General features: G+C 71.1%; 22 protein-coding genes. 8 read left to right on the forward strand and 14 right to left on the reverse strand.

The features are described from left to right. Window positions 1-338 precede the first annotated feature (338 nt). Entirely contained in the window at window positions 339-1,715 is a 1,377-nt protein-coding gene (locus B6R96_RS36040) for a hypothetical protein (RefSeq protein WP_237291742.1), read from the forward strand. A gap of 83 nt (window positions 1,716-1,798) precedes the next feature. Here B6R96_RS36040 and B6R96_RS37510 read toward each other — a convergent pair whose 3' ends face one another. Further along, complete coding sequence (locus tag B6R96_RS37510) at window positions 1,799-1,960, reverse strand: hypothetical protein (RefSeq protein WP_158714804.1); 162 nt, start codon at window positions 1,958-1,960, stop codon at window positions 1,799-1,801. Window positions 1,961-2,748: 788 nt separating this feature from the next. Beyond that, window positions 2,749-4,095, reverse strand: coding sequence for a hypothetical protein (locus B6R96_RS36045; protein ID WP_031152865.1), 1,347 nt, complete (start codon window positions 4,093-4,095; stop codon window positions 2,749-2,751). A gap of 162 nt (window positions 4,096-4,257) precedes the next feature. Between B6R96_RS36045 and B6R96_RS36050 the strand changes: the two genes are divergently transcribed. The 5 genes from B6R96_RS36050 to B6R96_RS36075 all read left to right on the forward strand — a co-directional run bounded on the left by B6R96_RS36050 (window position 4,258) and on the right by B6R96_RS36075 (window position 9,539). Then, window positions 4,258-4,485: a phosphate-starvation-inducible PsiE family protein gene (locus tag B6R96_RS36050; RefSeq protein ID WP_081525446.1), complete on the forward strand. Its 228-nt coding sequence runs from the start codon at window positions 4,258-4,260 to the stop codon at window positions 4,483-4,485. A 445-nt stretch (window positions 4,486-4,930) separates the two neighbouring features. Then, complete coding sequence (locus B6R96_RS36060) at window positions 4,931-5,542, forward strand: RNA polymerase sigma factor (RefSeq protein WP_051893287.1); 612 nt, start codon at window positions 4,931-4,933, stop codon at window positions 5,540-5,542. Between the two features lie 5 nt (window positions 5,543-5,547). Further along, window positions 5,548-7,209: an IclR family transcriptional regulator domain-containing protein gene (locus tag B6R96_RS36065; RefSeq protein ID WP_051893288.1), complete on the forward strand. Its 1,662-nt coding sequence runs from the start codon at window positions 5,548-5,550 to the stop codon at window positions 7,207-7,209. 164 nt (window positions 7,210-7,373) lie between these two features. After that, on the forward strand, window positions 7,374-7,895 hold the full coding sequence (locus B6R96_RS36070; RefSeq protein WP_031152877.1) for a hypothetical protein: 522 nt from the start codon (window positions 7,374-7,376) through the stop codon (window positions 7,893-7,895). A gap of 399 nt (window positions 7,896-8,294) precedes the next feature. Further along, the gene (locus B6R96_RS36075; RefSeq protein WP_031152879.1) at window positions 8,295-9,539 is read left to right on the forward strand and encodes a hypothetical protein; all 1,245 of its coding nucleotides are present in this window, start codon (window positions 8,295-8,297) and stop codon (window positions 9,537-9,539) included. 287 nt (window positions 9,540-9,826) lie between these two features. Here B6R96_RS36075 and B6R96_RS36085 read toward each other — a convergent pair whose 3' ends face one another. The 4 genes from B6R96_RS36085 to B6R96_RS36100 form a co-directional block, all read right to left on the reverse strand. Then, window positions 9,827-11,128: a tyrosine-type recombinase/integrase gene (locus tag B6R96_RS36085; protein WP_081525447.1), complete on the reverse strand. Its 1,302-nt coding sequence runs from the start codon at window positions 11,126-11,128 to the stop codon at window positions 9,827-9,829. Then, window positions 11,125-11,367: a hypothetical protein gene (locus B6R96_RS36090; protein ID WP_031152886.1), complete on the reverse strand. Its 243-nt coding sequence runs from the start codon at window positions 11,365-11,367 to the stop codon at window positions 11,125-11,127. Before B6R96_RS36090 ends, B6R96_RS36085 begins: the two co-directional genes overlap by 4 nt. A gap of 27 nt (window positions 11,368-11,394) precedes the next feature. Further along, complete coding sequence (locus tag B6R96_RS36095; RefSeq protein ID WP_081525448.1) at window positions 11,395-12,366, reverse strand: hypothetical protein; 972 nt, start codon at window positions 12,364-12,366, stop codon at window positions 11,395-11,397. A gap of 80 nt (window positions 12,367-12,446) precedes the next feature. Further along, on the reverse strand, window positions 12,447-13,436 hold the full coding sequence (locus B6R96_RS36100; protein WP_031152890.1) for a hypothetical protein: 990 nt from the start codon (window positions 13,434-13,436) through the stop codon (window positions 12,447-12,449). 177 nt (window positions 13,437-13,613) lie between these two features. Between B6R96_RS36100 and B6R96_RS36105 the strand changes: the two genes are divergently transcribed. After that, the gene (locus B6R96_RS36105) at window positions 13,614-14,324 is read left to right on the forward strand and encodes a hypothetical protein (protein WP_081525449.1); all 711 of its coding nucleotides are present in this window, start codon (window positions 13,614-13,616) and stop codon (window positions 14,322-14,324) included. Window positions 14,325-14,653: 329 nt separating this feature from the next. On the opposite strand, the gene B6R96_RS36110 is transcribed toward B6R96_RS36105, so the two are convergent. The 3 genes from B6R96_RS36110 to B6R96_RS37815 all read right to left on the reverse strand — a co-directional run bounded on the left by B6R96_RS36110 (window position 14,654) and on the right by B6R96_RS37815 (window position 16,757). Further along, window positions 14,654-14,845 (reverse strand): hypothetical protein, encoded by a 192-nt coding sequence (locus B6R96_RS36110; RefSeq protein WP_081525450.1) that lies wholly within the window; start codon window positions 14,843-14,845, stop codon window positions 14,654-14,656. A 388-nt stretch (window positions 14,846-15,233) separates the two neighbouring features. Continuing rightward, complete coding sequence (locus B6R96_RS36115; RefSeq protein WP_081525451.1) at window positions 15,234-15,593, reverse strand: hypothetical protein; 360 nt, start codon at window positions 15,591-15,593, stop codon at window positions 15,234-15,236. Window positions 15,594-15,740: 147 nt separating this feature from the next. Then, the gene (locus B6R96_RS37815) at window positions 15,741-16,757 is read right to left on the reverse strand and encodes a hypothetical protein (protein WP_081525452.1); all 1,017 of its coding nucleotides are present in this window, start codon (window positions 16,755-16,757) and stop codon (window positions 15,741-15,743) included. 202 nt (window positions 16,758-16,959) lie between these two features. Here B6R96_RS37815 and B6R96_RS36125 point away from each other — a divergent pair, with 202 nt between their 5' ends. After that, the gene (locus tag B6R96_RS36125; RefSeq protein WP_081525453.1) at window positions 16,960-17,184 is read left to right on the forward strand and encodes a hypothetical protein; all 225 of its coding nucleotides are present in this window, start codon (window positions 16,960-16,962) and stop codon (window positions 17,182-17,184) included. Between the two features lie 234 nt (window positions 17,185-17,418). On the opposite strand, the gene B6R96_RS36130 is transcribed toward B6R96_RS36125, so the two are convergent. From B6R96_RS36130 to B6R96_RS36150, 5 genes are all read right to left on the reverse strand, one after another. Further along, window positions 17,419-17,889 (reverse strand): lamin tail domain-containing protein, encoded by a 471-nt coding sequence (locus B6R96_RS36130; protein ID WP_081525454.1) that lies wholly within the window; start codon window positions 17,887-17,889, stop codon window positions 17,419-17,421. Window positions 17,890-18,353: 464 nt separating this feature from the next. Next, window positions 18,354-19,442 carry a recombinase family protein gene (locus B6R96_RS36135; RefSeq protein WP_081525455.1) on the reverse strand — a complete coding sequence of 363 codons (1,089 nt, stop codon included), beginning with the start codon at window positions 19,440-19,442 and terminating at the stop codon, window positions 18,354-18,356. 117 nt (window positions 19,443-19,559) lie between these two features. Further along, complete coding sequence (locus B6R96_RS38680) at window positions 19,560-19,997, reverse strand: tetratricopeptide repeat protein (RefSeq protein ID WP_203351777.1); 438 nt, start codon at window positions 19,995-19,997, stop codon at window positions 19,560-19,562. Then, window positions 19,994-23,845 (reverse strand): tetratricopeptide repeat protein, encoded by a 3,852-nt coding sequence (locus B6R96_RS39075; RefSeq protein ID WP_159396455.1) that lies wholly within the window; start codon window positions 23,843-23,845, stop codon window positions 19,994-19,996. Before B6R96_RS39075 ends, B6R96_RS38680 begins: the two co-directional genes overlap by 4 nt. A 72-nt stretch (window positions 23,846-23,917) precedes the next feature. Next, window positions 23,918-24,262 (reverse strand): trypco2 family protein, encoded by a 345-nt coding sequence (locus tag B6R96_RS36150; RefSeq protein ID WP_081525458.1) that lies wholly within the window; start codon window positions 24,260-24,262, stop codon window positions 23,918-23,920. Window positions 24,263-24,391: the final 129 nt, after the last annotated feature.

Below are 24,391 nucleotides of genomic sequence, written 5' to 3' on the forward strand. Positions count from 1 at the left end.
GCCGTCGCCCTTGCCGGTGCCCCCGCCGTCGGGGGTCCGGGTCGCGGCCCCCTTGATGGAGCGGCTGGCCAGGATCAGGTTCATGACGTTCTCCTTCTCTCGTGTCGGATGGAGCGCGGGACGGCGCCCGCCGCCCCCAGGCAAGGCGGGCGCCCAGTGCGGGACCGGCCGGAGGGGGAGCCCCTGGAGGGCGTTGTCCCGGCCGGTTCCGTTCGACCATTGAAGGTCCGGGGAACACCACAAGGGAGGGCCGCTCCGGAGGGCCGATTCCCGCTGCGGGGTGCCACGTTGGGGGGGCCAGGATGGTCTCTCGATACCCGGACAGGGGAGGCCCCGGCATGGTGAGCCCAGACGGAATCGGCGAGCTGCTGCGCACCATCAGGAAGCAAGCGGACCGGACCCGAGAACAGCAGGCCAAGCGCATGACCGACGCCGGTCTCGTGTGCACGGTCGAGAACCTCAAGAGGTGGGAGACCGAGAAGCGCTTACCGACTCCGGTCTGGCGCTCGGCGATCCGCACCGTCTACGGGCTGACCGACGAGCAGCTGGACCAGGCCCTGGAGAACACCCGGCGGCACCGCAGGCAGCAGAGGATGGAGGACGACGACGTGAAGCGACGACAGCTGTTCACCCTGGCGGCGGCCACGGCGGGGTTCGCTGTGCTGCCCGGCATCGCGCAGGCCCGCGAGGGCATCGACACCGGCCTGGACACCGACGGCGCCGGGGACCTCGCCTACCTGGAGGGCGCCTTCGAGCGGCACCGGGGCGGCTACAACGGGCGGGCTCCCGACACGGTCCTCGGCGAGATGCGAGAGGACCTAGCGCTCCTCGCCGCCGTCCTGCGCCGGCCCCACCCCGTGCGGGACCGCACCGACCTGGCGCGCACGGCCGCCGGGATCTCCGGCCTGGTGGCGATCGTCCAACACGACCGCGGCGACCAAGCCGACGCACACCGCTGGTTCGCCACCGCAGCCAGAGCCGCCCGCGAGTCCGGGGATCGGCGGATGACGGCCTGGGTCCTCGGCCGCCACGCCATGGTCGGCCTGAACTACGGCGCCCCGGGTCAGGCCGCCCGCATCGCCGCCCAGGCCCGCCGGGAAGCCGGCGCCGGCCCCTCCGGCGCGGCCGCGCTCGCGGCCGCCGTCAACGCCCGCGCGTTGGCCGCCGTCGGCGACCTGCCCGGCGCCCGCCGCGCGGTGGACGACGTCCGCACCCTGGCCGAGCAGCTCGACGGCCCCGAGGCGGCGGACACCTGGTTCGGGTACCCGGGCACAGAAGCACGCGGTCCACCTCTCCCAGGCGTACACGCTGCTCGGCGACACCCGCGCCGCCTACCGGGCGCAGGACAACGCCCTGGCCCTGACGTCCTCGCCATCAGTCATGACCCGCGCCCTGATCGCCATGGACACCGCCGCGTGCCTGCGGGTCGACGGAGATCCAAGCGCGGCCGCCGAGATGGCCGCCGCCGTCTACGACCGGCTACCGCCCGCCTACCGGAGCGGCCTGGTGCACTCCCGCACCCAGCTGCTCCACCGGCACCTGGACGGTGCCCCGCGCCGACTGCTCGGCGACGCACTGGCCTGACGCCTCCCCCAGCCCACGGAGGGGATGCGTCCCCCGCCGGTCCCGCACGGTTCCGTCCGGCGGCCAGTCAGGCACCACATGCTGAAGCGCACCCTCCCACCCAAGAGGAAGAAGCCGCTGACATCCGCTGAGTCCGCCGCAGCGCCGACTGACCCCGGAGCCGCCAACGGGCGGCGCCGGGGAGAGAGCGGTGACGGCCACCCACAGTGATAGATCACTCCTCTTCAACAGCCCGCCGGTGGCGTCGGCGCCGGTACACCTTGCTGGCCAGGCCGATGGTCGCCATGACGAGGAGACCCGCGACGTAGTCCCCGAGGACCTTGTCCCAGAAGAAGGCCACTCCGCTGCTCAGTGCTACCTGGGCAATTTCCAGCATGGTCCCGAAACCCCTCCCACTCACCTGGAGCCCGGATGATCCCGGGCACAGAATCCAGATTGCGGAAAGGGAGTGGGGAACTCAAACCACGTTTCCGCAGGTCAGAGGCCATGAGTTGAGAGTGCGCTGTGGGCTTCCACGGGCGTGGCGAGCGTGCGAGGCACGCTCGTGGAATTTTACAGCGCAGTGTCAACTCAATCTGGACATAAGGTGTTTAGTACGTAGAACATCTGCGCTGAATGATGCAGTCGGCAACCCTAAAGGCGGTGACTTGCTGCCTTCAGGCGCGAGCCAACGGACGTGGACCTTCACGCGCTTCTCGGCGCGAGTTCGGCGGGCCTCCCCCTCCTGCTTCGAGGCATCGTCCCGGCGGAGCGGCTCGCGGGGTCAAGGTTCCGGGCGGCTGGCTATCGACTGCCCTGCTCCGGACGGACCGTCAGGCATGTTGAGAGACTTCGGTGGTGAGCACCGTGCGCCGCCCGTTCCGGCGATCGCCCGCGTTGGGCAGCGCATGACGAACGCAAGGCTCACGCAGATGTGCCGGACCGCCCCTACCGCGCCCTCCCGGGCGCACTCCCGACGGAGGCGGCCGCGGCGGCCGCCGACACCACCGAGGTGCACGCCCGCCGCCCGCGCCCGCATCGGACAGCAGCGCGCTCCCCAGCGGGTCCAGATGTCTGTACGGATCCTGCTGAAGGACGACGTCCGCCTCGACGCCGCGCTGGAGCGAGCCACTCGGGCACCGGCCCAAGCTGGCGCCAGGATTCACCCGGAGGGGCCGGAGCCGCTTACATCAGGGGAGGGAAGCCGCACGTGTAGTGGTACGAATCGTCCGTGTCGACGGTGGGGGCGCTCGTCACGTCGCGCGCTGCCAGGAGGATGATCCCGGTCACGAGCAGGAAGACTCCGATGCCGAGGCACCACGCTTCCCCGGTTGTCGGGCGGGTTTGCGACGTCGGGCCACCGGTGTGCGTGAACAGCCCGATGAGCAGGAGCAGCAGGCCGAGTGCGGCGGTGACCGCGGATGCCCGCTTCAGCCCGTCGGGGCTGTCCGTCGGATCCAGCTTCGTCAGGGCCTCACCCGGCGTCGGCACCGGGTTGCTGATGCCGACGTCGAGCTGGGTTGCGCCCTGGCCGGCCTGCGGCCGGCCTGCGGCTGCGCCGTTCTCCTGTGGGACGGGGTGGCGGTCGAGGACCTGGCCGACGGCCAGCAGCGCCGGGGCCAGCAGCCCGTCCTCAACGTGAGTGTCCTGGCCGGCTTCGGCTGCGGCGAGTTCCACCTGAAGACCCACCAGGTCCTCGCGCAGCCGGGCGGTCTCCACGCGGAGCCGGTCGCGTTCCTGCCGCAGGGCTGTTGCCTCGGCGGCCGAGTCGTCCAGCAGGCCGCGGACGGTCTGGATCTTGTTCTCCTGCGCGAGCAAGGCGCGGCGGAGGCGCTCTTCCTCTTCTTGCCGGGCCCGCAACTGCTCCTCGTGTTCGACCCGTGCCTGATCGAGCCGGGCGTCGAAGGTGGTGCGGTCGCGCTGGCGGGCGTCCTGTTCCTCTCGGAGCAGGCCGTTCAGGCGGGCGGTCTCCCGCTGGTGGTGCTGTCGCTGTGCGCGGAGTTCGTCTTCGGCGGTGGTGAGGGCCTGGTTCGTCGTCGCGTGCCGGACGAGGAGGTTGTCGTAGTCGGCCTGCCGGCGGCGGTGCTCGCCGAGGGCGTCCTCCAGCCGGGCTTGGACCCGGTCGTGGAGGAGGATGATCTCCTCGTAGGCGTCGGCCATCACCAGGCGCTCCGCGAACGCCGGATGTGCCTCCCCGAGAGCCGCGGTGTGCAGGCGCAGCGACAGGGCCCGGACTTCCTCGCTGGCCCCGCAGAGCTGGATGATCGCCTCGACCGTGGAACGGTGGGGAAGCCGGTCTCCGGAAAGGTTCTTCGACAGGGCCGAGGCGCTCAGGGCCACGCCGGGGGCGACGTGCTTGCTGGCCAGGTCCGCGGCCGCGATCAGGGACCGCAGGTGCTCGACGAGCGCCCGCTTGTGCGGGCGGTTCTTGAAGACTTCTGGCTTCAGCGGGTTGAGCGGCCGGCGGGCCGGCCTGCTGTCTCCGCCCGCGGATGTCTCGGCGCCGGTTCCTTCCTCGGCAACACCCGTCATCGCTGTTCTCCCGGTTGACAGTTGCGGAAAGAAGATCGTTGCCCTTGGCGCACCCGCTGCTGCGCCGGGACGCTCGCACCACACCCCGCCGCACGCGGCTCCAACGGCAGACGCCGGCGTGGGTGACGTCCTGCGACCTTCCATGTACTGAGGAGAACCATCGTGCCGAGCCGTCGTACCCCGCGTGGCCGCTTTCCCGTAGATCTCGTCGTGTTCGTGGCGATCCTGGCCACCGGCGTCGTCCTCATCCTCGTCGGCCGTGTCTCCCCCGAGGCCCTCGCCGGCTATGCCTCCGCGCTCGCCGGCCTCTACACGGCCTGGCACCACCGCCCGCAGGACGGAGAGACCCGGCGGACCCCACCCGAAGGCCCGCCCGCATCCGAGCGGTAGGCACCGCCGCCCCATCCCTGGGCGGCTCCTCGTTGAAGGAAGGCTCCCAGCAGCGGCCCGATCGGTCAGACGTGCGTAGCTGTCACTCTCCCGGGTGAACGGGGGAGGGCAGGGGGGAGAAGTGGGGGGTGTGCGTCGTCTGGGGGGCGAGGACGCGGGTTCCGGCGTCCTCTGTCCCATAGATCTTGGAGATCCACGAGATGACGCCGTCGGAGTCGGCCGGGGATGCCCCGGTCGTCGTGAGCGCGGTGCCCGTGCCGGGCACGCTGGTGTGTCTGTGCCGGCGAAGGGCTTCCGGTCGTACAGGCCCCAGGGCAGGGGCCGCAGAGGATCTGGACGGTGAGACCGTCCTCGTCCGAGGTGCGACCTGGGCTGTGGTGCCGGCCGCGGTCGCCGTGATGGAGCCGGGCACGGCCGGTACGGGTCCAGCCGGGGAGCGGGGCCGGTGGTAGGCGAGCAGGCCTCGGAGGAGGTGGTGGTGCTGGCCGTGGACGTGGCGCAGCGACTGTACGAGGCGTACACGCTGTTCATGGAGACGGAGCCGTACGAGCTGTGGCGGGAGTTCCGGACGTTGCCGTTGGCGACGTGTCAGGACACGACGCAGGAGGCCTATCTGAAGGTGGGCCGTGCGGCCGCCGAGGGAAAGCTGGACGCGGACACGGACGTGATGGCGTACCTGCACACGGCCGCGCGCAACCTCGCGATCGACAAATACCGGCAGCAGAAGCGGCTGCGGCGGCACAGCGTCCTGATGGGCGGGGACGCGCTGGACGCGCTCCCGACTCGGCGGACGCTGGCACAGGAGGACCGCGAGGTTCTGCAAGAGGTAGTCGTCCCGCAGATCCAGAACATGCGCGACAGCCAGCGCCGGCGGGTGGTCGAACTGCAGAGCCGCGGGCTGAGCGATCGGGAGATCGCACTCCTGATGGAGATACCGGTGGAGCGCCTCCACAACCTGCGGAACAAGGCCGTCACGCATCTAAGGGGCAAGCTCGCTGGGCATATTCGGGACGGGTACCGCAAGACGAAGAAGAGCATCGGGGAGAAGGACAGGTGACGGATGTGAGCAGGTACGAAGGCCACTCCGGCGGGGCCCAGGGCCCGGATCCGGTGGTCCCGGCCGGGCTCGCGGACCTGCTGGACCAACTCGCCGGGCCGCCGGACGTCTGGGACCGGCCCGACGGCGACTTCGGGCCGCTGGACCACTCCTACGGACTGAGCCAGGAGGATCGGGAGCACGCCAACTCGATGTACCGGCTGGGCTCGAAGGCCCTCGCCCGCGGAGACCTGCTGCCGGCGGCGAACCTGCTGGGCTCGGCCGCCGAGGCCGGGCACCCTGGTGCACTGTTCCGCATGGCCGCGCTGACCACGCGCGCTGGCGGAGTGGTGGACGATGTGCGGTTCCTGGTGGCGGAGGCGGCCCGGCACGGCCACGCGGATGCCGAGCGGCTGCTGGCCGGGACCGTCGGCCGCAGGATCAGCGGCACGTGGACGATGCAGGACCCGGAATTCTTCGACGAAGTCCGGATCGGGATGGGCAAGCCGCTCATCCTGCACACCGGCGACGGCGACGAGAGCCCCGGCGAGCCGGCCGGGGGACCGGGCCGGGCGGAAGGTCCGCGGCTCGTCCTGCTGCCCCAGTCCCGCCTCCCGCAGCCCACCCCCAGGCCTGCGGGGCGCCCGGCCGCCCTCAGGCCGGTCCCCGGCAACAGCGCTGCGCGCCCGACAGCCGGGCGTGCGCCGATCGTGCTGCCCGACCCGGAAAAGCCAGCCCAGCCGCATGCCGTCACGGTCCCGCACCGAGCGGCGGAAGCCAACGCCGGGGCTTGGGACGTGGGAGCGCTACGGCCGGCCGCCCTGACGGAGATGGCCCGGAGCCGGCTCGTCCCCGCCGACACCGCACAGCAGTGGAGGGCCGCCGTCCGCGCCATAGACCTACTGCTCCACATCGAGGCGGCGCAGGGAATCGCCAGCCGGACACTGCGGCGCCGAGCCCAGCTGCCGGCGGCCGCGCTCGGCTTACTGCTGGAGCTGCTGCGCAGCCAGCAGATAGTCACCACCATCAAGGGCGTGCACTTCCCCGGGCCCGTCCTGGCGATGGCACGCCGCGGCGACCCGCCCGAGCGGCTCGTCCAGCAGTCCCTGGACCGGCTCCGCGACCAGACCCTGGCAGCGATCTACATCAGCACCTACTCCGGCGGTCAGGTAGCCGTGCCCCACCACTCCGTAGGACCGCTGGCACCCGGGGTGGAGCAGTGGGTGGACTTCCGCGACACCGCGCACGCCAGCGCCAACGGCAAGGCCCTGCTGGCCCAGCTCACCTTCGAAGGGCGCATGGACCACCTGACCCGACACCAACAGATCAAGCTCACCGACCGCACCATCACCACCTCCCGGGCTCTGTTCGACGCCCTCGACGGTGGCGGGCCCCATGCCCCGCAGTACGACTTCCTCGAGTACTCCCGGCGCAACGTGTGCGTCGCGTACTCCGTCGGCACTCCTGGTAAGGCCACCTGCGTGGCACTGTCCCTGCCCGCCGCGGAGGAGCACCGTCTCCGGCAGGCCGCGCGGGTCCTGCGCAACCACTCCGCCGGCCTCCTGGTGACCCTGCTGCTCGCCGAGCAAACCGGCAACCAATCGTCCCTGACGGTGCCGAACAACGACGACGGAGAAGGGGAAGGAGCAGCAGCCCTGCAGGCGCGCATCCCAGCCCGCCGCCGCTAGCAACCTCATCCGGTCCGGGCGGGCACATGCAGCGTGCCCGCCCAGACCGGGCACACCCCGGGGCGTACCCAACCGGGGTGAAGGGCCTGTTGCGGCGGCGCGCCGTGACCGCCTTCTCCACAGCACCCTGCGTGCGGGCACCGGACTGACCGCGGTGATTCCGGATGCCGAAGCCCGTGGTCGTCACCACCAAGTTCGAACACACCCGCACGGGCAGTCACCCCGCGGCCAAGCCCGCCGTGCGCCCGTCGGGCGCCGACTACGAGTCCGGGCGGCAACCGTCCGCGTCGTGTTCGGTGGAGCCGCCTCCCCACGCACCGGTGCCCGCCCCAGGACACCCCCAGTCCGACACCATGACCACCACGAATGCCCCAGCGAGGTACAGCGTGCCCCCCGTCACCCCCAACCCACCCACCACCCCGCCCCAGACCACGCTGGCCGCCCCACAGGAAGCGGCGGCCCGTCAGGAAGCGACCGCGCCCACCACGAACGGTCCCTCGAAGACCGTCAAGGTCATGGCGATCCTCGTCGCCGTCCTCTCCGGAACCGTCGGCGCGCTCATCGCCCTCCTGCTCACCCGCCACCTCGGAGCGACAGCGCTCATCGCGATCGGCTCGGCCGGCATCACCTTCCTCGGCGTCACCGGCACGGTGAAGCACATCGAGGAGAAGCTCGGACTCCTGTAGATCGCTGCTCAGGATGCCGGGCCCGCGCAAAGCGCGCCCGCACCCAGCTACCAGGCCCCGGTGCCGCCCGGCGCGAACGGCAGCTAGCACCCACGACCTGCCCGCGTCGGGCGGTGCCGGGGGGGCGGGGGTCCGGGGGCCGGCGAAGGCCCCCGGGACCACCGGCCCCCGCCACACATAATCCCCCCGAGCGAACGCCGCCCGGCGGCCGACGCCCTCCCGTTCGCGGGGCGCACTCGACCCCACGTGTCTTCAATTGAAGACACGCCTCCTCAGCCGCCCCGCGAAATCTGCGGCAGACGAATGGGCCGCGGGGCGTATCCTCCGTCGTGATCATCGCCCGTTGGCGCGACCCTGAGTGAGGTACCTATGCGCGGCCCGAAGCCGTTAGCCGTTCTCGTGTCCCTGACCGCCGGCGTACTTGCCGGCTGCGGTCCGGCGACTGACGATGCCAAGCCGGCCGATAGCAAGCCCCCGGCGACAGCGAGTTCGTCGACGTCGGCGAAGCGGCTGACCGCGTACGATCCGCCGCAGTGGTTCGACGCGCGGGGGAAGGTGCTGCTGCCGGAGGCGGCCACGAAGGGCCGGACGAATCTTGCCGGACAGGTCCGCGGCGGCGGCGAGGACTTGCCGGTGCTGCTCCATGAGACCCGTGCGTTCGTGGCCTCGCCCACGGGCATTCAGGTCGTCGACCTCGCCGACGGCCGCATCCTGGGGGAAGAGTCGGCCCGTGGGGAGGCGTTGCGCGCGGACTCCGACGGCTTCGTCCTGCCGCCGGTGATGGCTGGCAGCGAAGTGCTGGTGCCGTTCCTACTGACGACGCCCGCCTCCGGCACCCACACTGCGGGCGCGATGGTCGAGCTCGTCGCGGTCAGCACGGCGCCCCCGTACAAGGCCGCCTGGCGCACGAACATCAAGCTGCCGGAGTGGGCTTTCCAGTCCTCCAACAAGGTGAAGGTCGCGGCGGTCGGCGCGGAGGGCGGAACGGCCGTCGTCACCGTGACCGGCGACGACGAGGCGGTGTCGTATGGCATCGACACCGCGTCCCACGCTCTGCGCTGGACGCAGCCCGGGCTACGGGCCGTCCACACCGGTACGGGCATGGCCGTGGGCCTGCTCCACGCCGAGCCCCTCACCTATATCCCGCTCGGCGTCGACCTCGCCACTGGCACCGAGAAGTGGCGCGGAGAGAAGATCTACGCCGCCCGCATGGATGCGGTTGGGCCCGGCACGGTCCGGGTCGCGGGCCCGCAGGTCGGCGAGCGGGGCGACCAGCTGCTGGACGTCACCACTGGGAAGGCCCGCGCCACCATGCCGCCGGGCCTGCGCTCGGCCAGCTGCACTTACGACCGCGCCGCGACGCTGGTGTGCACGCCCGGCTTCGCTGTCGTCGCGGTCGACGCGGCCACCGGCAAGCAGCTATGGGCGCTCAAGGACGGGGACGCCGGACGCACACCCCCGAAAGTCACCGCGGTCTGGCACGGGCGCATCTACGGCCGGGCAGCTGGCGGCCCGGTGGTCCTGGACGCGCGGACCGGCGCCGACATGCCCACCAAACCGGAGGTCGCCCCGCTCCTCGTCACCGAGTACACAGGGCTGGTACTCAACGACGATCGGCTCTACGGCTACCCGGCCGGCGGGTAGCCGCTCTGGCGCCTCGTCGGGACCGGCCTTGAGCAGGGCCTGTTGTGGTTATAACGACCTGCCCCGGAGTACACAGGCCTCGGCTCCAGGCTTTCCGTCTCGCCTCCGACTCCCGCTTCGCTGACCGGCGCCGTCTCCCCTCAGGGGTGGGGCGTCGGCGAACAAGAGCTCCACGTGCGCCGGTGCCAACCTGTCGGCGAAGCCGTCGGTCACCACGGTGCGGAAAGTCTGGATGATGTTGCCGCCGAACGTGAGCCAGTCGACGATGGCCCACGCAGAGCCGAAGGTCACTCCTCTTGACCTGCGGCCGCCACAGCGAGGGGCTGCGCGACCGCGGCGTGTGCCGGTCCGCCGTACAGCGGGACGGCGTCGAGCGGGTCGTGCTTGCTGATGTCGATGCTGCCGTCGGGCCGGTTGTATCGGTCGTCGGCGAGGGTGGAGTCTTTGTGCCAGTCGCCGGCCTCGTTGCGGTCGGCGAGCGGCACCTGGGCCTCGGCCATATCGGTGTTCGGCCCGGCGCGCAGGCTGTGGGAGGTGACCTTGAGGCCGTTGATCAGGGCGATGCCGGCGGCGGCCGCGCGCGCCTTCACCATCTCGTTGACAGCCCGGCCGGTGAGGAACAGGCCGCGCACCGTCGCGTTCGCGCGGCGCTTGAGGTTGCCCAGGGTGGTCAGGGCTCGGAACAGCGGCTTGTTCGGCTGGTAGGCCGGCTCACCGTCGGCGGGGTTCTGGTCGTGCTCGGTGGGCTCGAACAGCTCGCGAAGGTCGGAGAGCCAGGCTCGTACGCGGGCGACGATCCGGAGGTCTTCGCGGTCGCGGATGAAGCGCCAGCGGCCCTTGCCCGTCCGGCGGGTCTTGGACTTCGCGGTCCAGACCCATACGCCGTCGCTGTCGATGCGGACGTGCCGGACGAGGAGGTTGGTGACTTCGACGGAGCGGTAGAGCATGCCGTACTGCAGGACGAGCATGGCGGCGTCGCGGCGGCCGATCCGGGTGGTTTCGTCGATGGCGGCGAGGACCTTGACGAGGTACTTGAGGGTGAGGCCGGCGGACTGCTCCGGCTCGCCCCCGGCAGGGATGTACTCCTCGAGCCGGTAGTCCTGGATCATCTCGCGGATGAGGGAGCCGTCCGGCCGCTCTCCCTTGGCGTACCAGGAGACGATCCGGCCGCAGTAGGCCAGGAGGCTGTCCGGGCTGTACTTGGTGCCGTCCGGCTTGCCCTTCTCCATGAGGTGTCCGAAGTACGCGGCCACGTTCGCCGTGGTGGTCGTCGGCCGGGCGACGCGACCCTGGCTCTCGCACCACTGCTCGAAGCGGACGCGGCTGGAGTCCCGGTTGACCCGGGTGTTGCGCGCCCCACGCTCGTTCAGCCGCTTCTTGACGCCCTCGGGGACCTTGAAGTCGAGCTCGGTGAAGCGCGCCTGCTCGTCTACCCGGGGCGGGAGCTCGCCGGGGCCGAGCACGGTGTGTCGGGTCACCGCGTACGACACCTCTGCTGGGGCGGCGGCCGCGGGCATCAGGGCCGTGTCGTCGACGAGTTCGGCGTCGACGATCTCGCCCGCGGTCTCCTCGATCGCAGACGTGGTCATCGGCTGCCCGCCACCAGCTCGACGCACAGGGGGTCGCCGCACGTCGCCTCGGCGCGTGCGACGTACTCGCCGAAGGGATCCCGTTCCACCTTGATCCTCACGTCTCCGATCGTGCTGGTCAGGCTGCAGTGCACAGCCGCGATCAACCGATCGAGGGCCGCGCGGTACAGCACGGCGACCTCCTCCCGGGGCAGGTTGCTGCTCCCCACCACGGCCTGGTGCATGACGCAGTCCGACATGGTTCTCCATTCGGCTCGGGGCGGGGTTCAGTCTCTGGCGAGGGCTTGGGCCCAGCAGCTGCCGCAGACGAGGTCGTCGTCCGCGCGCGGCTGGAAGGGCAGGGTGCAGCGGATGCAATTGTCCAAGCCGTCGAACGCCTGGGAGCAGCCGAAGCAGAACGAGCGCTGCTTGTCCGGTGCGTCGGCGAGGTACGCCTCGTCCACGAGGGTGTGGTCTTCGCACTCCGGGCAGTAGTCGGCCGGCTGGCCCGTCTTGCGGTACTCGCGCCAGGAGTGGCCGAGGACGTAGACGGCGTACTCAAGCGGGAACGTCGCCGGCTCCCACGAACGATCACACACGCGGCAGTCGAGCAGGCCACCGTCGGCGACCAGGGCCCACATGTCGCAGTCGGGGCAGCGCAGGGTGGCGTGCTTGAGCCGTACGAGTTCGGTTTCGAGCTTGGTCATCTTGGCGGTGGCGTATCCACGGATGCGCGGCACGTTGGCTCGGACGAACCGCATCTCCTCCTCCAGGTGCGCGGAGTCGTCCGCGTCCAGTTCGATCCGGAGGTGGTCGTCGATGAACCTGAGGAGGAACTCCAGGACGATGCCGGAGCGCTTCTCGACCGCGGCGGCGCTCAGCGTGCCGCCGAAGTGCGCGAGTTTGTTGCGCTCGACGGCGAGCCGTTCGATCTCCTTCTTCTCGCGGTTCGCGATCTCCACGCCCTCCTTCTTGAGGAGGGTGATCGCCTTGCCGGGCCCGATGCTGATGAAGTCGCCGGCCTTGTAGGCGGCCTCGTCGGCCTGGTCGGGATCGGCGAAGACGAGCTTCCAGTCGAGGGAGGCGAGGCCTGCCTTGAGGAGTATCTCGGTGGCGGCCTGGAGGTGCACCACTGCGAACTTCACGGCGCGGGGCCCCGGGTCGGGGCCGTCGAGGTGCTTGACGACGCTGCGCAGGAAGTCCAGGCCGTTGCGCACGGCCGGGTAGCTGAGCTCGGGCGAGGGGGGCGTCGTACTCATGCGGCGGCTCCGTGTTCGGGGGTGCGGCTGCGGGTTTGCGGGCCGGGCAGCCCTCGGCCGCGCGGTGGATGTGGGGGCTCTCAGCAGTTCCCGCAGAGTCCGTAGTCCTCGGCCGGGTCGGGGATGAAGACGTTGTAGCAGTCGGTGCACTGCGCGGCCACCGCGAAGTTCGTGCCGCAGCAGAAGCAGACGGAGCTGCTTGCCCCAGGCACGGCTACGGTGCCCACCGACTCGACGACCAGGGTGTGCTGGGTGCACTCGGGGCAGTCCTGGACGTTCGCGTCGAGCAGGTTGACCTCGTAGTACTCCTCCAGCGCCAGGACGGCGTTGGGCCAGGTCGTGTGGCAGAAGCGGCAGTCCATCACGAGGGCGGGATTGCCGAGGACGAGGGCCCACTGGTCGCAGACCGGGCACATCACGGTGCGGTCCGCGGCGTCCTTGAGCTCGTCGGCCAGGCGCTTGAGCCGGGCGGCCATGTAGCTGGTGATGCCGCGGACCTTCGTGCCGACCGACTCCAGGTCGGCGGCGGCCTCCGCGGCCTCGGGCCCGGGCAGGGCGGGCAGCAGCTCGTCGTGGACGAACGCGACCAGGAAGTCTAGGACTTGGGCGGCCGTGACTTCGACGGCGGGGGCGGGGGCGGTGAGTCCGTAGTGCTGCAGGCGGTTGCGCCATTTGGCGAGGATTGCCAGGCTCTTGGCGGGCTTGTCACCGACGGCGACGCCAGCGATGTCGCGCAGCCGGCCGATGGCCCCGGTGGTGGTGCAGCTGTCGAAGTCGCCAGCCTCGAACCGCTCGCGCTTGGCGGTGCCGGGGTCTTTGAAGACCAGGCTCCAGTGCTCCTGCACCAGACGCGCCTTGAGCAGGACTTCGGCGGCGGCCTGCAGGTGCAGAACGGCGTACTTCAGGTTCCGCGGACTCGGCTGTCCGGAGCGCAGCTGGTCGGCGACGCTGTCCAGGTAGTCGACGCCGTTCTGCACCGGCGGGAAGTCGACCTGGTGCGCGGCCGGTGCCGGCCGGTCCCCGGAGCGCGGCTCGGGCACGTCACTGTCGTTACCTTCACTAACGTTCAAGGCCTGAATCCTTGCTGACGCCGGGTCACCTGACGCTCCGTACCCTACCTCGTATTCTTCCACGAATAGGAGGTAAGGAGACCCTAAGTCCTGCATGAAGGTGCGCCAGGAGCGTCGGATCCTGCGTTCGGCTGCAATCGGCTACGTCCATCTGCGTTTCCTGAGAAGGTTTCTGCCGTGACCCTCCATCTGCACCTCACCGTGAACGGCGCCTCGCCGGACTGGCTCGACCGCTTCCTCGCCGAGCCCGGCCTCACCGTCGCCACCGCCGAGCCGACGCATCCCGTCCCGGTGCACGTCGTCCACCGCCTGCTCGGCAAGGTCTCGCTCGACGGGGCCTACCTGCTGCGGCTGGCCGCCGACGCCCGCGGCCGCGCCAACTGCGCCGTCTTCCGCGCGACCAGGGGAGCGGGCCGCGAGCTCAACGCCGCGGCCGGCAGCATCACCAAGCAGACCAACGCCGCGGTCAGGGGCGGTTGGTGGCCGGCGGAGTACGCGGCCGTGCTCACGCCCACCGGGCCCGGGCCCAACGGGTGGAGCAAGACCGCGGCGTACCACATGGACTCCCGCCTCGTGGGCGTGTTCAGGGCCGCGTTCGCCCAGGCCGAGAACCCGGGCGCTGCGCAGCCCATCCCGCCGACCACTTCCCGCACCGCCGCACGGCTGACCTCGCTGGCCCGCGAGGCCGGCGTTCCCGGGCACCTGGTCGACCAGTTCGTGGACGCGGCCTGCGCGTTGCACTCCCTCGAACTCGGCGCCGCCCTGCGCGTGCGCGGACAGTCCGCGGCCGCGGATCTCCTCACGCCCGACTCCGCGCTCATCACCGGCATGTGGGAGGACGAGGTTTCCCCGGCCGGCGCGAGCGCGGCGGACACTGCTGCCGGGTGACGCCGAACGGAAGATGCGCCGTTGCGCGGAAACGAGCTCCCTGCGGTTCGGAACTTTCGACCAGAACGAGGATTTTAAATAATCTCCGTTCCGCCGAAAATAACGAAACGGCAGAAGTTCACGTTTTTTGAGTGCCGCGGAACGCCGAAAAATACCGTCCTGGAGATTTTTAAATCTGGGAAACGTGATTTTGCGGTACGCTACGTACCTGCGGGCATCGCTGAAACGTGTTCGCTGGTACGAAAGACGGCGGCCCGCCCATGCTCGTAACACGGGCGGGCCGGTCTCTCGTACGGCCGGTCCGGACGTGTAAGCGACGTCCGGACCGGCTACTTGCCGACGATCAGCTGGACCCCGTGGATCACGGCCAGGCCTTCCGCGGCAAGGGTGACCAGCGGCGGAGCGTATCGAGCCGCCTTACGCAAGCGCCGACAGGCCTTGGTGGCCTTGTCGCGGATGACCCTGCGCAGGCGGTCGAGCCGCCGCTCCTTCTGCTGGCCGTCTTCGCTGTTGAGACCCATGTGGGCCTCCTCTCTGTAGAGGGGACGCCGGCGCTCACCGGCAGAACGCCGCACCCGTGTGGCGCGACGTTCTCTCGGAAAAGCACCGAAAACCTCTTCACGGAGAGTTGTTCAGCGATTACTCACATCACGCTACCCCATTCGGGCTTCCTATTCCAAACCTTAAGGAGTCGAGGGGATTCCCTCCAAGAATTGTTGGAGGAATGCCGGGTCGGCTCGAACGAATATTCGTAATCGGCTGCGTAGGTGCGCTGTCCTGCGCGGGTACGGGAGCTCCGCGACGCAAAGCGGGGCGTCCGCGCAGGGTGCGGGTGTACCGATTCGCCGCCCCCCGGGAGGGCCGACCATGGCCAGGACGACCGCCGCCGAGTTCCTACCGCTGCCCCGGTCAGTAGGTGGCGGGAACACGCAGACCGAGAGCAACCGCCGCACGTCGGCACCCCGCGCGTGCGGCAGCCAGCTCAGCCCGCACATCCGTCCCCGGCTGCCCGCCGGCGGCCTCGGTCGCCCTGGCGGCCGCCGTGTGCAGCTCGGCCCGTGCAGTCGGACCGTCGCCGGAGAGCACCGTGATCTCGGCGGCGTCCGCGACCGCACCGATCAACCGCGCCACCTCGGCCGGCCCGGACACCGACCGGTGGACGTGGACACCGAGCATCCGAGGCACCCACCCCTCGAGGGCGCCCCGGATGTCCTCGCACAACCCCTCGACACCCGCCCGCGGGCCCTCGGGCGCGATACCGGCGCTCATCTCCCCATGGTCACCGCCACCACCGACAACACCCCGCAGACGGCAACTGGGCAGCGGCGGCCACGGCCGCAGTCGCCCTCCCGTGAACGCGATCCGGGCCCGAGAGGAGCACGACCGCATCACGCCGAACCGCAGGGGTGCATCCCGTCACGTGCTGCTGTTCGTGCACCGGCCCGACTTGCTCGGCGAGGGCGTCGGCGACGGTGTCGCGGACGGGCTCGGCGTTGGAGAGGCGTCCGGCGTCGGAGAGGTCTCCGGTGTCGGCGAACTCGTGGCTGTGGGCATGCTGAACGGAGCCCTGGCGCCAGGGGGAAGGCTGATGAAGGCGGCGGGTTCGACGGTGAAAGCTGCCGGACGGACGCGAGCCGGGTCGGGGGCGAGTCGGCCGGCGGCCTGGGTCTGGCCATCGTGGCAGCCGCCGGAAGAACCTGTGAGGGAGTCCCCCACCAGGACCGTGGCCACCGCCAGCACGGTCACCGCCAGCACCGCGGCCGCGGGACGTACCCCGGAAGGCAGCGCTGCCCCTCGGCCCGCACCAGCCAGCCACCCCCGACGGGAGGTCCCGCGTGGAAGGCGCTGCGGTTCGGGCCTGTCCGGGGTCGCGGCGGCCGCCGTCTCATGGGCCCGGCCGAGGACCTGGTCGGCGTCGCGGTGGGCCTGCGCGAGGATGCCCTCGGCGTCGGTGTGCGCGCTCGTACGGATCCGTTCGGCTTCCGCATGCGCCGCCGTGCGCACGGCTTCGGCTTCGCGGACGGCGTCGTCGTGGATCTGCCGCACCGTCACCTTCAGCCGCCGGCTCGCGGGCTGGGCGCGGCGCTGCAGCAGCTTCGTGTCCTGCCAGAGCCCGCGCCACTCCTCGACGAGCGCGGCCTCGGCCCGGAACTTCTGGGCGGCCGGCTTGTCCAGGCCGCTGGGGGTGGTGACGACCCGGACGAACTCCAGGAGCGACTCCAGGGACGGCAGGCGCTTGCCGGAGAGCATCTCGTTCACGCCGGTGGTGGTCAGGCGCGGCCGCACCGAGGCGGAGGCGATGGCCGCGTAGGAGGGGGTGCCGCCGGCTATGTGGAGGAGGTTCAGCTTCTCGGCGAAGGCGGCCAGCGAGGCCTCGTACGCCTCGATCGCCTCACGGTCCTGCGGCTCGACCCCAGGTTCTTCGGCTGCCATCAAACCCCCCTGCATGTACGGAAAAGCCACGCTAGAGGGCGGTGAAGCCGTACGTACGCGGATTGCCCCGAACGGTCGCGGACACCTCGCCCCGTCCGGAACCGGCCCGAAGTCGGCCGGCCGAAACGGAAGGGTGTCCGGGTCCGGGCGGGCCCGTACGGATCACTGGGAAACGCGGCAGGAGGGCCGCTCTCCTGGAGGCATGACCAACACCGCAAGCACCCCGCAGACCCCCGACCCCGACCGGACTCCCGCCGCCCCCGAACCGGACCCGGCCGGCAGGTCGCACCGGATCCCCGACGCCGTCGTCCTCGTCGCGCTCCTCGCGACCTGCGCCGGCACCTACCTCACCGTCGGCGACGCCGGATTCGCCGGCGTCATCAGCGCCGTCGCCGCGCTCTACGGCACCTGGCGCGCACGACGATGAACCCGCCGAACACCCTCCTGGACGGCCCGCGGCCGCGGCACTGCACAAGCCTGCGGCGCCACCTCCCGAAGTTCGGACAGGAGCCGCCGGTGCGCGCAGCAGTGCGGGCCGTCGCCCGGTGGGGGCGACGGCCCGTGCTCGCGCCGGTCAGTGGCCGGTTGCCGTGCGGTCCGGCCGCGGAGTCACGTCACACAGGTTCCGCGGCGCTGGTGCGCGGAACCCGTGTGGTGGGGGTTAGCGGCGGCGGCCCCACGACTCGGTGTCGACGGTGCGGCCACGGTCGTCGCGCAGGATGGCGGTGTCGGAGCGGTTGTCCCAGACATAGTCGCGGCGGTCCTGGAAGAGATCGGTACGGGTGTCGCGGCCGTTGCCGGTGTGGATACGGATCGTGGCCCGGGAGCCGATGCGGACGTTGTCGAAGCGGTAGCGGTTGCCGTCGTTGTCACGCAGGGTCCAGCCCCGCAGGTTGATGGCGTCGCGGCTGGTGTTGGTGATCTCCACCCACTCGTTGTTCAGGGAGCGGTTGGAGCGGTCGTCGCGTCCGGGGCTGTCGGCCTGGACGCGGCTGATCTCCACCCGCGGGTGCCGCTGCTGGTGACGATCCCCGTCGTGCGCGGCCGCCGGCAGCGCCGCGGCGGAGACGATCGCGCCGGCCGCCAGGACGGTGGCGGCGATACGGCGGACGGAGGAAGAAGCAGAAGACATAGGTGGCGCCCCTCAAGAACAGCACCCCACCAGCCGAAACAGGTCGGTGGAAGCACTTGTCGAGATCGGCCCGGATGAGCCGAGGGCCACACTCTCGACCCGCCACGGACCCCGCCGCAGCCCCCGCCGACGCCGGTTACCAGACGTGGATATATCCGTCACAGTCGACTTCCGGATGCACGCATTCCGCCCGAACGTGCCCCTGACATTCACTGACCGCTACACCCACCCGCCCCACAAACCGGACGCCGAGGCCGGCACGCTCCGGCGCACCACCGGGCGCACTCCTCCGAAGCATCACCCGCCCGGACCAGTCGATCAAGTAACAGCCGTTCTGCGGAGTTCTTCGTACGCCAGTCCGTGATTCGCACGCACATCCCACCCTGTGGCAGGCCTCGCGTCCTCCGGGTGTGAGTAGTTGAGGTACAGGAAATCCCGGTGAGATTGATCTTTCGGAGCTTCCCCTACCGGTCGCCGTTCCGGGCCTGCACGAGCAACTGCGCCACCAGGTCCTCAGAGCTGCTTTCGGCCTGGCGGGCCAGGTCGTCCAGCACCGTGCCGCCGTCGAGGACCTGGGCGGTGAGCCGTTCCATCAGCGCGGGGTCGGTACCGCTGCCGGGCCCGGGGATGCGGACGCGGCCCGGACGGCGGGGGCCGATGACCTGTGCATCGTCGGCCCCGGCAGCTCCTTCGGCCTCCGCGAGCGCGCGGTACAGGGAGGCGACTGAGGGGTGCTTGCCCGCGTTCTTGCCGGTCTTGATGGTGAGCTTGCCCGCGATCTCGGGGACGGGGATGCCGCGGTCCTTCAGTGCGCGGGCGAACAGGAGCGAGTCGTCGTCGATGACCTTGGGGCGTCCGCCGTGGTTGCCCTTAGCGGCGGCGGCCTGCTGGCCTTCGAGGGTCTTTTCGCGGATGTAGTTGCGGTCGAGCTGGGCGGCGACGGCGAGGACGGCGAAGAACATGGCGCCCATGCCGTTGGGGTCATAGATGCCGGTGAGCGGGCCGGTGAGAAGTTCGAGCTGCACGCCGGCGTCCTGGAGCTGGCCGGAGAGGGTCATCAGCTCGGCGGCGTTGCGGGCGAGGCGCTTGAGTTCGTGGACCGTGAGGATGACCTCCTGGTCGGGGGCGGCCTCCTTGATGTCGTACGCGAGCTTGAGGGCCTTCTCCAGCTCGGGCCGGGTCTTGATGCGGGTGGAGATCTTCTCGGAGAAGATCCGCTTGCAGACCGGTTCGAGCGCGGCGAGCTGGGAGGCGAGTTCCTGACCTGCGGTCGAGCAGCGGGCGTACCCGATCCGGATCGGCTTGGCGGCCGCAGCAGTCGGTGCCGCCTCGACAGGCGGGCCTGCCTTCCACGGCCGCCCGGGACCGCGGTCCTCGGGGACGAGCACTTCCAGCTCCTCGCGGAGCGCGGGCACGAGGACGAAGCGAGCGGTGTGGTACTTCGTCGCGCACTTCCCGCTCCGGGTGCGGCACGGGCTCCCGGCCGGGGCTTCACACTTCGGACAGTCGTTTCGTTCTACCACATTTGCGGCTTGATCGGGCCTCAGGTCCACCCGGGCAGTCTGTCAGAACTGTGTCGCACAACACGTGGGTTTTGAGAGGGGTTCTGCGAACAGCGACCTGCGGATTCGTGAGCGGCTCCGGGGTGCTCGCAGAACTCTCGTAACTGGTCATTTGTGAGAGTCGGGCTCGTCCGGGTTGGCCGCGAGCCAATCGCGGATTGTCTGCGCGTCCTGGATCCGGCCGAGCCCATCAAGCACGTCCGCCTGCAGACTGAGCACTGCACGCAGAGGCTGGGTAAACCGGCTGGGCACCAACGCTACGAGCTTGCGGTAGATCTCCACCGCCTCGCTTGTCGCTCGCAACGCTCGGGAGAGATTCTGCTGCGTGCTGAGAAGCCAGGCCCAGACCGTCAGTGAGGTGGCGAGGTCGGGTTCGTACGCGGTGGGGTTGCCCGTCACCGGGTCGGCCAGCCGCCTGTGGACCTCCACCGCTTCCTCGACGGCGTCCAGGGCCTCCGCCCGCCGCCCCACCCCCGACAGATAGATGCCGAGGTTGGACAGCGCGCGGGCGAGGTCGGGTTCGTACGCGGTGGGGTTGCCCGTCACCGGATCTCCACCGCCTCCTGCTCCGCGTCCAAGGCCTCCGCCCGCCGCCCCACCCCCGACAACTGGACGCCGAGGTTGGACAGCGCGCGGGCGAGGTCGGGTTCGTACGCGGTGGGGTTGCCCGTCACCGGATCGGCCAGCCGCCGGTAGACCTCCACCGCCTCCTCGACGGCGTCCAAGGCCTCCGCCCACCGCCCCACCCCCGACAGCCGGTTGCCGAGGTTGGACAGCGAGCGGGCGAGGTCGGGTTCGTACGCGGTGGGGTTGCCCGTCACCGGATCGGCCAGCCGCCGGTAGACCTCCACCGCCTCCTGCTCCGCGTCCAGGGCCTCCGCCCGCCGCCCCACCCCCGACAACTGGACGCCGAGGTTGGACAGCGAGCAGGCGAGGTCGGGTTCGTACGCGGTGGGGTTGCCCGTCACCGGATCGGCCAGCCGCCGGCAGACCTCCAATGCCTCCTCGACGGCGGCCAGGGCCTCCGCCCGCCGCCCCACCCCCGACAGCCGGGCGCCGAGGTTGGACAGCGCGCGGGCGAGGTCGGGTTCGTACGCGGTGGGGTTGCCCGTCACCGGATCGGCCAGCCGCCGGTAGACCTCCAATGCCTCCTCGACGGCGGCCAGGGCCTCCGCCCGCCGCCCCACCTCCGACAGCCGGTTGCCGAGGTTGGACAGCGAGCGGGCGAGGTCGGGTTCGTACGCGGTGGGGTTGCCCGTCACCGGATCGGCCAGCCGCCGCCGGATCTCCACCGCCTCCTGCTCCGCGTCCAGGGCCTCCGCCCGCCGCCCCACCCCCGACAACTGGACGCCGAGGTTGGACAGCGAGCCGGCGAGGTCGGGTTCGTACGCGGTGGGGTTGCCCGTCACCGGATCGGCCAGCCACCGCCGGATCTCCACCGCTTCCTCGACGGCGTCCAGGGCCTCCGCCCGCCGCCCCACCTCCGACAGATGGTTGCCGAGGTTGGACAGCGAGGCGGCGAGGTCGGGTTCGTACGCGGTGGGGTTGCCCGTCACCGGATCGGCCAGCCGCCGGCAGACCTCCACCGCCTCCTCGACGGCGTCCACGGCCTCCGCCCACCGCCCCACCCCCGACAGATGGTTGCCGAGGTTGGACAGCGAGCCGGCGAGGTCGGGTTCGTACGCGGTGGGGTTGCCCGTCACCGGATCGGCCAGCCGCCGGTAGACCTCCACCGCCTCCTCGACGGCGTCCAAGGCCTCCGCCCACCGCCCCACCCCCGAAAGATGGACGCCGAGGTTGGACAGCGAGCCGGCGAGGTCGGGTTCGTACGCGGTGGGGTTGCCCGTCACCGAATCAGCCAGCCGCCGCCGGATCTCCACCGCCTCCTGCTCCGCGTCCAAGGCCTCCGCCCGCCGCCCCACCCCCGAAAGATGGTTGCCGAGGTTGGACAGCGAGGCGGCGAGGTCGGGTTCGTACGCGGTGGGGTTGCCCGTCACCGAATCAGCCAGCCGCCGCCGGATCTCCACCGCCTCCTGCTCCGCGTCCAAGGCCTCCGTCCGCCGCCCCACCTCCGACAGATGGCTGCCGAGGTTGGACAGCGAGCGGGCGAGGTCGGGTTCGTACGCGGTGGGGTTGCCCGTCACCGGATCGGCCAGCCGCCGGTAGACCTCCACCGCCTCCTCGACGGCGTCCACGGCCTCCGCCCACCGCCCCACCCCCGACAGATGGACGCCGAGGTTAAACAATGACGCGGCCAGGGCGGGTTCGTCCGCGGTCTGGTCGCGCAGGGCTTGCGTGAGGTCGGTGGTGAGTCGCAGCGCGAGGGCGGCGAGGACGTGGGAGGGGTAGGGCAGTGCAGCCGTCGCGTTCAGCAGGGCGTCGGGGTGGGGCGTGGTGGAGTCCAGGGCGGCGTCCAGGTTGTGGAGGACCAGCCTGCTGGTCTCGGTGCGCTGGGCGTTGTAGTGGGCGACGACCGCGCGGGCCAGGACGGTGATGAGCTGGGCTTGCTGGTCGGGGGCCGCGGCAGCCAGGAGCGCGGGCAGGGGCGTGCCGGGGCCGGTCAGGACGGTGGAGGCGTGGTACTCGGCAACGCGGTCGGGCTGGAGGGAGCCCCAGTAGGTGCGGTTGTCTGGGTCCGGGGGATACAGCGAGGCGAGCCACTGGGCCGCGGTCGGGGCGGTGTGGGGGGCCAGTCCGGGGACGGTCTCGGTCACGCGCAGTGCCTCGGTGTGGTCGGCGGCTCCGCAGACCGCGGCGACGGCCACCGCCCGCTCCAGGACCTTTGTCCCGGGACGTAGCTCGAAGGCAGGGGCGGCGGCGCTGCCTTCCCAGAAGCGTCCCTCATGTGTGAGGAGGACGGCTTCGGCGGGCTCCCCCGGAAGGGTGGGGGCTGGTGTGGGCCCGTGCTGCAGGAGGGTGGTGAGAGCGGTCATCTGCAGGGTGAGGGCGTTGGCGTAGCGGGGGTGGGCGATGTCGGCGGGGGGCCGAATGCCGGCGGCAAGGGCCGCCCAGTCGTACGTGGGCAGGGCGGGAACGTGGGACAGCAGACGGGCGAAGCCCGCCAGGGCGGCACCGAACGCTGCGGCACGGTCTTCGGATTCCGGCCCGGAGGGGAGCAGGGGCGCCAGCTCGGTGACCACCGTCGCGGTGAGGATGTCGGTGGTCTCGCGGCTGGTGCCGCTTAGGGAGTCGGTACGCCACTGGCCGTCGGAGCGGGCCAGGAGCAGCAGCCGCACGCGGTGGCGCGATTCCCGCAGGTGCTCGATGAGGTCGCGCAGGAGCCGGGGGCGGACCTCTGCGTAGTCGACGACGACCAGGAGAGGGAGGTCGGTGTCCAGGGTGGTGAAGTCGGGGATCCTACTGTCGGCGAGGTCGGAGCGCAGATGGCCGGTGATCCAGCCCTCGCCTCGCAGGGTGGCGGTGAGGTGGCGGGCGAGGCGGGTCTTGCCCTGGCCGCCGGGGCCGGTGACCGCCTGGGCGGACAGCGCCGGGGGGCCTTGCGTGCACCAGGCGTGGAGTTGGCGCAGGTCGTGGTCGCGGCCGTGGAAGGGGACGGCTTCGGTGTCGGCGCGCAGCAGCGCGGCGGGGGAGGTCAGGGCGCGGTCGCGGGCGGCGGGGGTGAGCAGGCGGGCGGGTTCGGCGGGCTCGAGTACCGGTGGCCAGCCGGGGGTGTGTTCGGCCACGACGGCGGTGAAACCGGGGTCGGCGAGGAGGGTCGAGGCGGGGGTGGCGGTGAGGATGGTGCCGCCGGCGGCCTTCAGGTCGTAGCGGGTGACACCGCATAACAGGCCGCCGGAGCGCCGGTCAGTCAGGACCGCGGCGCCGGACATGCCCGACCAGCCGGTCGTGGCGGAGTTCTGCTGCAGGTGGGGCCGTAGGACGGGGTCGGTGCTGGAGATCTCGTAGCGCCGGGCGAGGGAACCGCTGCCGGGGCTGATGTGCCCGTCGAACTGCTTGTCGTAACTGTGGCCAGTGTCGGGGGTGTGCTGCATGAGGGGGTAGCCGACCATGGTGACCGGGTGGCGGCGGTTGCCGATGAGGCGGCCCCAGCGCTGCGGCGGGCGGGTGGCGGTGTCCTGCAGGGAAGCGGGTACGGGCCAGGGGGTGCCGTCCTGGGCCGGTGTGTCGTCGATCTCGACCAGCACGGCGTCCACGGCGTCGTCCTTGCGGTACCAGCGGACGGTGGCCCGGAACTGCCGGCCCATGCCGTCGGCGGTGTCCTGTTCGCCTGCCGGGTCCGGGACGTACGGTGCCGGACGGCAGATCGTCACCGTGCCCGGTGCCGGGCGGGTCCCGTCGCCCAGGACGTGGGCGGCCGTCAGGACCAGGCGCGGGGCCACCAGATAGCCCGAGCCGAAACCCGACTTCGGCCTGCCGGGTACAGACAGGCGCACCTGCACCAGCCGGTCGGGTTCCAACGATCCGCCCCCTCTGTGTGTTCGCTCTGACGCCCGCCCCCGGGACTTCTAGCGCTGGTGTGAGACCTCGACGGGACCGCTGCCGTCGGCGTTGCGCGGGTTCAGCCGCACGGTCACCTTGTGGGTGGCCTTGTCGGTTTTCTCGTGCTTGCCGCCGAAGTTGACGACGCTGAAGCGCAGCCCGCCGTTGGCACCGTTGGTGCGGGCCAGTTCCATGCCGAGCTCCAGCGTGATCTCCCCCAGACCGAACCGGATCCCCTGGTCCCCCTCCCCGTTCGGGTCGGCGATGCGGTCCTGGGCCTCGGCGATCTGATCACGCAGAAGCGTGATCGCGTCCGCCAGGTCCAGCATGTCCCGCTCCGTGCTGTTGCTGTTGCTGTTGCTGTTGCCCATCACAGCCCCCCTCTCTCTGTCCGCCCGCCCCCGAAGGCGGGCACATGCGGTGTCACTCCCCAGCCGGCATGCGGCGAAACCGGCCCGGCCTACCGGGCGTGCCCCTGCACGAGTGGCGAACCGCTCGGC

Source organism: Streptomyces sp. Sge12, from assembly GCF_002080455.1.
In the GTDB taxonomy this organism is placed as follows: domain Bacteria; phylum Actinomycetota; class Actinomycetes; order Streptomycetales; family Streptomycetaceae; genus Streptomyces.

What these genes read in the sequence shown, in the direction of transcription:
- B6R96_RS36040 (WP_237291742.1), top strand. Translation starts at nt 339, where the DNA reads ATGGTGAGCCCAGACGGAATCGGCGAGCTGCTGCGCACCATCAGGAAG.
- B6R96_RS37510 (WP_158714804.1), bottom strand. Translation starts at nt 1,960, where the DNA reads ATGCTGGAAATTGCCCAGGTAGCACTGAGCAGCGGAGTGGCCTTCTTC.
- B6R96_RS36045 (WP_031152865.1), bottom strand. Translation starts at nt 4,095, where the DNA reads ATGACGGGTGTTGCCGAGGAAGGAACCGGCGCCGAGACATCCGCGGGC.
- B6R96_RS36070 (WP_031152877.1), top strand. Translation starts at nt 7,374, where the DNA reads ATGCCGAAGCCCGTGGTCGTCACCACCAAGTTCGAACACACCCGCACG.
- B6R96_RS36085 (WP_081525447.1), bottom strand. Translation starts at nt 11,128, where the DNA reads ATGACCACGTCTGCGATCGAGGAGACCGCGGGCGAGATCGTCGACGCC.
- B6R96_RS36090 (WP_031152886.1), bottom strand. Translation starts at nt 11,367, where the DNA reads ATGTCGGACTGCGTCATGCACCAGGCCGTGGTGGGGAGCAGCAACCTG.
- B6R96_RS36095 (WP_081525448.1), bottom strand. Translation starts at nt 12,366, where the DNA reads ATGAGTACGACGCCCCCCTCGCCCGAGCTCAGCTACCCGGCCGTGCGC.
- B6R96_RS36110 (WP_081525450.1), bottom strand. Translation starts at nt 14,845, where the DNA reads ATGGGTCTCAACAGCGAAGACGGCCAGCAGAAGGAGCGGCGGCTCGAC.
- B6R96_RS36115 (WP_081525451.1), bottom strand. Translation starts at nt 15,593, where the DNA reads ATGAGCGCCGGTATCGCGCCCGAGGGCCCGCGGGCGGGTGTCGAGGGG.
- B6R96_RS37815 (WP_081525452.1), bottom strand. Translation starts at nt 16,757, where the DNA reads ATGGCAGCCGAAGAACCTGGGGTCGAGCCGCAGGACCGTGAGGCGATC.
- B6R96_RS36125 (WP_081525453.1), top strand. Translation starts at nt 16,960, where the DNA reads ATGACCAACACCGCAAGCACCCCGCAGACCCCCGACCCCGACCGGACT.
- B6R96_RS36130 (WP_081525454.1), bottom strand. Translation starts at nt 17,889, where the DNA reads ATGTCTTCTGCTTCTTCCTCCGTCCGCCGTATCGCCGCCACCGTCCTG.
- B6R96_RS36150 (WP_081525458.1), bottom strand. Translation starts at nt 24,262, where the DNA reads ATGGGCAACAGCAACAGCAACAGCAACAGCACGGAGCGGGACATGCTG.